5 protein-coding genes and 1 pseudogene are annotated in these 9,275 nt (G+C 69.9%); all 6 read left to right on the top strand.

Features of this window, described 5'->3' with window-relative positions; all coding sequences use genetic code 11:
- Positions 1-195, top strand: a pseudogene (locus EIO58_RS07605) (MarR family transcriptional regulator); the annotation flags it as partial.
- A gap of 178 nt (positions 196-373) precedes the next feature.
- On the top strand, positions 374-2,773 hold the full coding sequence (locus EIO58_RS07610) for a bifunctional metallophosphatase/5'-nucleotidase (protein ID WP_127819022.1): 2,400 nt from the start codon (positions 374-376) through the stop codon (positions 2,771-2,773).
- Positions 2,774-2,848: 75 nt separating this feature from the next.
- On the top strand, positions 2,849-5,773 hold the full coding sequence (gene uvrA / locus EIO58_RS07615) for an excinuclease ABC subunit UvrA (RefSeq protein ID WP_446723907.1): 2,925 nt from the start codon (positions 2,849-2,851) through the stop codon (positions 5,771-5,773).
- A 5-nt stretch (positions 5,774-5,778) separates the two neighbouring features.
- A complete protein-coding gene (uvrC, locus tag EIO58_RS07620) occupies positions 5,779-7,725 on the top strand; it encodes an excinuclease ABC subunit UvrC (RefSeq protein WP_127819023.1) in 1,947 nt (648 codons plus the stop codon).
- A 26-nt stretch (positions 7,726-7,751) separates the two neighbouring features.
- Positions 7,752-8,648 carry an RNase adapter RapZ gene (gene rapZ, locus EIO58_RS07625; RefSeq protein WP_127819024.1) on the top strand — a complete coding sequence of 299 codons (897 nt, stop codon included), beginning with the start codon at positions 7,752-7,754 and terminating at the stop codon, positions 8,646-8,648.
- A 77-nt stretch (positions 8,649-8,725) separates the two neighbouring features.
- On the top strand, positions 8,726-9,275 hold a 550-nt coding region (whiA, locus tag EIO58_RS07630; RefSeq protein WP_127819025.1), incomplete at its 3' end, for a DNA-binding protein WhiA.

The raw sequence follows: 9,275 nt of genomic DNA on the forward strand, positions 1-9,275 counted from the left end.
GCGCAGGGCCTCGTCACCCGCGCGCGCCGCGCCGACGACGAGCGCGTGCTCGATGTGGCGCTGACCTCCTCGGGGACGGCCCTCCGCCGCCGCGCGCTCGAGGTGCCCGAGCGTGTGATGGCCAGCGTCGGCACGGATGCCGCGACCCTCGCCTCACTGCGCGACGCGCTCGCGCCGTTCGCAGGCCGGCGCTGAGATCGAACCCTGTGCTGGTGCGTCGCCGCGCCGGCGGGGTAACGGCTGGATGAAGTCTCTCTCGCGGCTCTGGTATGCCGCGCCTCGCGATCTTAGGCTCAAGGCACGACGTGTCGGCGACGGCGAAACCCGCGTGCCGGCACGATGCCACTGAATCCCCCAGCAAGAGGAACCACCCATGCGAATCAGGTCCCACCAAGACCGTCCGGCCGGCCGGCGTCTGGCCGTGTGCGCAGTCGCCGCCGCCGCCGCGATCGGCGTGAGCGGGCTCGCGGTGCCCGCTGCCCACGCCGCCACCACCGAAGTGCAGATCCTCGCCACGAACGACTACCACGGACGCATCGCCGCCAACGGCGCCGAGGCCGGAGCGGCGAAGCTCGCAGGCACCGTCGAGGCGTTGCGCGCCGAGAACCCGAACACGGTGTTCGCGGCAGCGGGCGACCTCATCGGGGCGTCGACGTTCGAGTCGTTCATCCAGAGCGACAAGCCGACAATCGACGCGCTCAACGCCGCGGGGCTCGAGGTCTCGGCCGTGGGCAATCACGAACTCGACCAGGGCTACGCCGACCTCGTCGAGCGGGTCATGGCGCCCTACGACCCGGTCGCGAACCCCTACGGCGGGGCCGAGTGGCAGTACGTCGCGGCGAACCTCAAGATGCGGGCGACCGGCGACGATGCCGTTCCCGCTTCCTGGATCAAGGAGTTCGGCGACGTCGAGGTCGGCTTCGTCGGCGCCGTCACCGAAGAGCTCGAGGCCCTGGTCAACCCCGCGGGCATCGCCGACATCGAGGTGCGCGGCATCGTCGACTCCGTCAACGCCGAAGCGGCCGAGCTGACCGCTTCGGGCGCAGACCTCGTCGTCATGCTGGTGCACGAGGGATCGCCGGTCACCGACTGCACGCAGGGCGTCGCGCCCGGCACGGCGTGGGGTGAGGTCGTCGGCGGCGTGTCGGCGGATGTCGACGCCATCGTGTCGGGCCACACCCACCTGGCCTACAACTGCGAGTACCCGGTTCAAGAGTGGATCGACGAGGGCCGCGCCGTGACGACACGCCCCGTGGTCTCGGCCGGCCAGTACGGCACCAACCTGAACCAGCTCGTCTACAGCGTCGACGGAACGACCGGCGAGGTCCAGGCCAAGACGCAGTCGATCATCTCGATCTCGTCGCATCCGGCGGCGCCGGATGACGAGGTGGCGCAGCTCGTCGCGGCAGCGGTCGCGGAGGCGGACGTGCTCGGCGCGGAGCCGCTCGGCGAACTCTCCGGCGCCTTCAACCGCGCGAAGCTCGCGAACGGGACGAGTGAGAATCGCGGTGGCGAATCGACGCTCGGCAATCTCGTGGCCGAGGTGCAGCAATGGGCGACCGAGGCGCCGGAGTCGGGCGGTGCGCAGATCGCGTTCATGAACCCGGGCGGCCTGCGCACCGACATGGTCGGTACGGTCCCCGCCGATGGATCGTTCCCGCGCACCCTGACCTACAAGCAGGCGGCCCTGGTGCAGCCGTTCGCCAACACGCTCGTGAACCTCGAGCTGACCGGCGAGCAGATCGAGACCGTGCTGGAGCAGCAGTGGCAGCGCGACGCCTACAACGCGCTGCCCACCCGGCCCTACCTGCGCCTGGGCGCGTCCGAGGGATTCCAGTACACCTACACCCAGCAGCTCGTGACCGAGGTGCAGCGCGACAACCCGGCGACCGTCGCGAACGAGGAGGGCCTGACCTACCAGGCACCCGAGGGGACCATCACGGGCATGTGGCTGAACGGCGAGCCGATCGACCCGGCCGCGACCTACTCGGTCACCGTCAACTCGTTCCTGGCGGGCGGCGGCGACAACTTCCGCGAGTTCGCGAACGGCGCCGACAGGCGCGACACCGGCAAGGTCGACCTCGCTGCGATGGTCGACTACCTCGAGGAGTTCGCACCGGCCGGCTCGCCGCTCGGCGTCGACTACTCGCAGCGCGCGGTGGAGGTCGGCTTCCCGGCGGGCGCCCCATCCGCGTACGACCCCGGCGCGAGCGTTGAGTTCGGCGTCAAGTCCTGGGCGATGACGGCACCCGGCGATGTGACGGACACCGAGATCGCCGTATCGCTCGACGGAGCGGTGCTCGGCACCTTCCCCGTCGACAACACGGTCGGGACGGCTGTCTTCGACGACTACGGTGCGGCGTCCATCTCGGTGGAGCTTCCCGCGGACGTCGCGCGCGGCGCCCGCGTCGAACTCGTGCTGACCGGTGCGCAAACCGGGACGACCGTCACGGTGCCGGTGGCGGTGACGGCCGAACGCGCGGACAGCATCGCGTTCGGCCTGCCGAACAAGCTCATCGCGAAGGCCGGCTCGGCGGTGAAGCTCACCGCGATCGTCGTCGCAGAGCACGGCACGTCCGTCGAGGGGGAGGTGTCGATCCTCGACGGCGACACCGTCATCGCGACGGCCACAATGACCGCCGCGAACCGGGGCATCGTCAAGGTCAAGCTGCCGCCCCTCGAGCGCGGCCTCCAGCGACTGACGGTGTCGTACGCCGGGAGCGAGACGGTCGAGCCGTCGGAGGGCCGGGCACTGCCGTTCCTGATCTGGTAGGGCCCGCACCTGACAGCACGCGGTGAAGGTGGGGTCTCCGGCGCCCATGTCGGAGGCCCCGCCTAAACTTGTCTGGTGCCCATCGTCCCTGTCGCCATGCCCGCAAACACCGGGAACACCAGCGGAAGACTCAGCGTCCGCGGTGCCCGCGTGCACAACCTGAAAGACGTCGACCTCGACATCCCGCGCGATTCGCTCGTGGTGTTCACGGGTCTGTCAGGATCGGGCAAGTCGAGCCTTGCGTTCGACACGATCTTCGCCGAGGGCCAGCGCCGCTATGTCGAGTCGCTGAGCGCCTACGCGCGCCAGTTCCTCGGGCAGGTGGACCGCCCCGACGTCGACTTCATCGAGGGCCTGAGCCCCGCTGTGTCGATCGACCAGAAGTCGACGAACCGCAACCCGCGCTCGACCGTGGGCACGATCACCGAGATCCACGACTACATGCGCCTGCTGTGGGCTCGCATCGGCGTACCGCACTGTCCCGAGTGCGGCGAGGTCATCCAGCGCCAGACCGTGCAGCAGATCGCCGATCAGCTCGCCGAGCTCCCCGAGCGCACCCGCTATCAGATCGTCGCGCCCGTCGTCACGCAGAAGAAGGGCGAGTTCGTCGACCTCTTCAAAGAGCTCGGAGCGAAGGGCTACGCGCGTGCGATCGTCGACGGCGAGCTCATCCAGCTCGCCGAGCCGCCCGTGCTCAAGAAGAGCTACAAGCACGACATCGCCGTCGTGGTCGACCGGCTCGTCGCGGCGCCCGGCATCCTCGACCGCGTGACCGACTCCGTCGAGACCGCCCTGTCGCTGGCGGGCGGCGTCATCCAGGTCAACTTCGTCGACGAAGAGGGGGATGCCGCGTGGCAGTCCTTCTCCGAGAAGCTCGCGTGCCCGAACGGCCACCCCCTGCAGCTCACCGAGATCGAGCCGCGCACGTTCTCGTTCAACGCGCCGTTCGGCGCGTGCCCGACCTGCTCGGGCCTGGGCACCCGCATGTCCGTCGACGTCGACCTCATGCTCGGCGACGAGGAGCTCTCGATCCGAGAGGGAGTGCTCATCCCGTGGACGACCCAGGGCAAGGGGCTGTTCCAGTACTACGAGCGGCTCCTCGAAGGTCTGGCGGCCGATCTCGGCTTCTCGCTCGACACGCCGTGGAAGAGCCTCCCCGCGGCGGTGCGAGAGGCCGTGCTGCGCGGCGAGGACTACAAGGTCACGGTGCGGTGGAAGAACCGCTACGGCCGCGAGATGCGGTACTCGTCGGGCTTCGAGGGCGTCGTGCCCTACATCGAGCGTCAGTACACGCAGGCCGAGTCCGACACGCAGCGGCAGCGCTGGTCGGAGTACCTGCGCGAGGTGCCGTGTGCGGTGTGCGACGGCGACCGGCTCAAGCCCGAGGTGCTGGCCGTGCTCGTCCACGGGCATTCGATCGCGGATGCCTCGCGCCTGAGCCTCGGCGATGCGCGCGAGTACTTCGCGAAGCTGACGCTCACCGAGCGCGAGGCCGCGATCGCCGCGCAGGTGCTGCGCGAGATCCGGCTGCGCCTGGACTTCCTGATCCGCGTGGGCCTGGACTACCTGAGCCTCAGCCGCGCCGCGGCGACGCTGTCGGGCGGCGAGGCGCAGCGCATCCGCCTCGCGACGCAGATCGGCTCCGGGCTCACCGGGGTGCTCTACGTGCTCGACGAGCCCTCGATCGGCCTCCACCAGCGCGACAACCGCCGTCTCATCGAGACGCTTGTGGCCCTCCGCGACCTCGGCAACACCCTCATCGTCGTGGAGCACGACGAAGAGACGATCCATGCCGCGGACTGGATCGTCGACATCGGCCCCGGGGCCGGCGTGAACGGCGGCGCGGTGGTGCACTCCGGACCGATCGGCGAGCTCCTCGCCGACAGCGGATCCGTCACCGGCGACTACCTCGCCGGCCGCCGCTCGATCCCGATCCCCAAGAAGCGGCGCAAGATCGACAAGTCCCGGCAGGTGACGGTCGTCGGCGCGCGCGAGAACAACCTCAAGAACGTGACGGTCGACTTCCCGCTCGGCGTGCTCACCGCGATCACCGGCGTCAGCGGCTCCGGCAAGTCGACCCTGGTCAACGGCATCCTGTATCAGGTCCTGGCGACGCGCCTCAACGGCGCGCGCCGAGTCGCGGGCAAGCACACGCGCGTGACCGGTCTCGACAACCTCGACAAGGTCGTCCACGTCGATCAGGCGCCGATCGGCCGGACGCCGCGCTCGAACCCCGCGACGTACACCGGGGTGTTCGACCGCATCCGGACGCTGTTCAGCGAGACCCCCGAAGCGAAGGTCCGTGGCTATCAGCCCGGCCGTTTCAGCTTCAACGTCAAGGGCGGCCGCTGCGAGGCGTGCTCGGGCGACGGCACGATCAAGATCGAGATGAACTTCCTCCCGGACGTGTACGTGGACTGCGAGGTGTGCCACGGCAAGCGGTACAACCGCGACACGCTCGCCGTGCACTACAAGGGCAAGAACATCGCCGAGGTGCTCGAGATGCCGATCGCCGAGGCTGCCGAGTTCTTCGAGCCGATCCAGGCGATCCACCGCTATCTGAAGACGCTCGTCGACGTCGGCCTGGGCTACGTGCGCCTCGGCCAGTCGGCGACCACGCTCTCGGGCGGCGAGGCGCAGCGCGTCAAGCTCGCGACGGAGCTGCAGCGCCGCACCAACGGACGCTCGGTCTACGTGCTCGACGAGCCGACCACCGGGCTCCACTTCGAGGACGTGCGCAAGCTCCTCGAAGTCCTGGGCGGACTGGTCGACAAGGGCAACACCGTCATCGTGATCGAGCACAACCTCGACGTGATCAAGTCGTCCGACTGGGTCATCGACCTCGGCCCCGAGGGCGGTGCCGGCGGCGGTCAGATCGTCGCGACCGGCACTCCCGAGCAGGTCGCGCGCGCGGAGGGCAGCCACACCGGCGCGTTCCTCGCCGAGGTGCTGGGGCTGCGGGCTCCGGCGAATCTCGTCGAGGCGCTCAAGGCCGGCTGAGCGGAATGGCGCGCTCCGCTCCCACCGTCCCGTACAAGCCGCGGCCGGGCGAGATCCCCACGAATCCCGGGGTCTACCGATTCCGCGATGCGAACGGCCGCGTGCTGTACGTCGGCAAGGCCAAGAACCTGCGCGCGCGGCTGTCGAACTACTTCGCGCCGCTGCATACTCTGCACGAGCGCACCCGGCGGATGGTCACGACCGCGGCATCCGTCGAGTGGACCGTCGTCGCGACCGACGTGGACTCGCTGCAGCTCGAGTACCAGTGGATCAAGGAGTTCGATCCGCCGTTCAACGTCCGCTATCGGGACGACAAGTCGTATCCGTTCATGGCGATCACGCTCGCCGACGAGGCGCCGCGGGTGATCGTGACCCGAAACCGCCGCATTCCGGGCGCCAAGTACTTCGGGCCATACCCCAAGGTATGGGCCGTGCACGACACGATCGACCTGATGATCAGGGTCTTCCCGATCCGCACCTGCAGCGACGCGTCGTACAAGAAGGCCATGGCGACGGGGCGTCCGTGCTTCCCGGGGCAGATCGGCCGCTGCGGCGGGCCGTGCTCGATGAAGGTCACCATCGAGGAGCATCGCGCGATCGTCGACGACTTCGTCGCCTTCATGGCCGGCGGCGACCAGCGCTTCACAAAGGAGCTCACCGCCCGCATGCGCGAGGCCTCGGCGGCGATGGACTACGAAGCCGCGGCGGTGCACCGCGACAAGCTCCAGGCCATCGACGCGGTCCTCAACAAGAGCGCCCTCGTGCTCGCGGCGGACACCGACGCCGACCTGTTCGGCATCGCCGAAGACGAGCTGGCCGCGACCGTGCAGCACTTCGTGATCCGCGGCGGGCGCGTGCGCGGCGTGCGGGCCACCACGATCGAGAAGGAGATCGACATCTCGGGGGGCGAGCTCGTCGACCAGGTGATCCAGCGGACGTACGGCAACGCCTCGGGGGCCGACATCCCGCGTCAGGTGCTCGTTCCGGCGATGCCCGACGACGCCGCGGATCTCGAGGAGTGGCTGCGCGGCCGGCGCGGCAGGGCGGTCTCGATCCAGGTCGCGCAGCGCGGGCGCAAATCCGAGCTGATGAAGACGGCGAGCCTCAACGCGCAGCAGGCGCTCATGCTCCACAAGACGCGACGCACCAGCGACTATGTGGCCCGCACGCAGGCGCTGACCGACCTGCAGGAGGCCCTCGACCTCGCCGAGGCGCCGCTGCGCATCGAGTGCTTCGACGTGTCGCACCTCGGCGGCACGAACGTCGTGGCGTCGATGGTGGTGTTCGAGGACGGGCTGCCGCGCAAGGACCAGTACCGCTCGTTCGGAGTGGCCGAGACCACCGACGACACCGATTCGCTGTATCAGGTGCTGACGCGCCGCCTCGCGTATCTCGATCGTCCCGACGACCCTTCGACAGGACCAGGGACCGGACTCGACATCGTGCCCGACCCGACTGCGGATGACCAGGTCGTCACCGCCCGACGGCGTCCGCGATTCGCGTACCGGCCGCAGCTGCTCGTCGTCGACGGCGGCAAGCCGCAGGTCGAGGCCGCGGCGCGCGCGCTGCGCGATGCCGGGCACGAAGAGGTCGCACTGTGCGGCATCGCCAAGCGACTCGAAGAGGTGTGGCTGCCGGGGGAGGAGTACCCGGTCATCCTCCCGCGCACGTCTGAAGCGCTCTACCTGCTGCAGCGATTGCGCGACGAGGCGCACCGGTTCGCCATCTCGCACCAGCGCCGCCGCCGACGGCGCGACATCCAGAGCGTCCTCGCCGAGGTGCCGGGTCTCGGCGAGGCGCGCATCAAGGGCCTGCTCCGTCACTTCGGCTCGGTGTCCGCGCTCAAGAAGGCGACGCGCGACGAGATCGCAGAGCTTCCCGGTGTGGGGCCCAAGCTCGCCGCGGCGATCCACTCGCACCTCGCGCAGCCGAGCGTGCCGGCGGATGAGTAGGCTGGGGGCCGACAACGGGGGTGGTCATGAGCGAGGCGACGCGTCGCGACGACGGCAGGCGCGACACGGGTGAGGTGCTGATCGTCACCGGGATGTCGGGCGCGGGGCGCTCGACCGCGGCGAACGCGCTCGAGGACCTCGACTGGTACGTCGTCGACAACCTGCCGCCCCAGATGCTCAAGCCGCTCCTCGATCTCACCGAGCTGGCGGCCGGTGTGCTCCCACGGGTGGCTGTCGTGGTCGACGTCCGGGGGCGCGACCTGTTCTCCGACCTCCCCGAGGCGATGCGGGCGCTGCGCGAGCGGCGCCAGATCCGGCTGATGTTCCTGGACGCGTCCGACGACGTGCTGGTGCGCCGGTTCGAGGCGGTGCGGCGTCCGCATCCCCTCCAGGGCGACGGGACCCTGCTCGACGGCATCCGTCTGGAGCGCCAGCGTCTCACGGCGGTCCGCGAGAGCGCCGACGTCATCATCGACACCTCGTCATACAACATCCATCAGCTCGCCACGCAGATCGGCGATCTCTTCCGCGAAGAGGGCGCTGCGCGGCACACGCTCACGCTGCTCAGCTTCGGGTTCAAGTACGGACTGCCGCCGGACGCCGACCTCGTGGCCGATATGCGATTCCTTCCCAACCCGTTCTGGAGCGAGGAATTGCGCGCACTGACCGGCGAGGACGCCGACGTGCGCGACTTCGTGCTCGAGCAGGAGGGCGCACGGGAGTTCCTCGATGCCTACGCGACGGCGCTGCGGCCGGTGCTCGAGGGCTACCAGCGCGAGAACAAGCGGCATTCTGTGGTGGCCGTCGGCTGCACCGGCGGCAAGCATCGGTCGGTCGTGATGGCGCGCGAGCTCGCCGAGCGGCTCGGCAGCGTCCCCGGCGTGGCGGTGCGCGTGAAGCATCGCGATCTCGGTCGCGAATGAACCGGGTGGGTCTGGGTGGATCGAATCCGCCCGAGTAGGCTGTTCCCTTGTCCCGAACCCCACCGCGAAGGAGACCCGTGTCGCTCACTGCTGACGTGAAGGCCGAGCTCATCACCGTGCGCGACCCGCGCCCGACGGCCCGCGTAGCAGAGCTGACGTCCCTGCTGCGGTTCTCGGGAGGCCTGCACTCGATCGCCAACCGGGTGGCCGTCGAGGCGGAGCTCGACTCCGACCTGCTCGCGCGCCGCACCGCGCGCGACCTCGTCGAGCTGTACGGCGTGCGCCCCGAGCTCGTCCACGTGCAGGGCTCCGGCGCCCGCAACGGCAGCCATTACGCGGTCCGGGTCATCGAGGGCGGCGAGACCCTCGCGCGCCAGACCGGCCTCCTGGACCAGCGACGTCGGCCGGTGCGCGGACTGCCGAACAAGCTCACGACCGGATCACGCGCCGATCTCGCCGCGATCTGGCGCGGGGCGTTCCTCGCGGCCGGCAGCCTGAGCGAGCCGGGGCGCTCGGCGTCGCTCGAGATCACGTGCCCGTCGTCCGAGGCCGCGATGGCCCTCGTCGGCGCCGCGCACCGTCTCGGCATCGCCGGCAAGGCGCGCGAGGTCCGCGGCGTGCCGCGTG

Source organism: Microbacterium sp. CPCC 204701, from assembly GCF_004010105.1.
Taxonomy (GTDB): domain Bacteria; phylum Actinomycetota; class Actinomycetes; order Actinomycetales; family Microbacteriaceae; genus Microbacterium.

What these genes read in the sequence shown, in the direction of transcription:
- uvrC (WP_127819023.1), top strand. Translation starts at nt 5,779, where the DNA reads ATGGCGCGCTCCGCTCCCACCGTCCCGTACAAGCCGCGGCCGGGCGAG.
- rapZ (WP_127819024.1), top strand. Translation starts at nt 7,752, where the DNA reads ATGAGCGAGGCGACGCGTCGCGACGACGGCAGGCGCGACACGGGTGAG.
- EIO58_RS07610 (WP_127819022.1), top strand. Translation starts at nt 374, where the DNA reads ATGCGAATCAGGTCCCACCAAGACCGTCCGGCCGGCCGGCGTCTGGCC.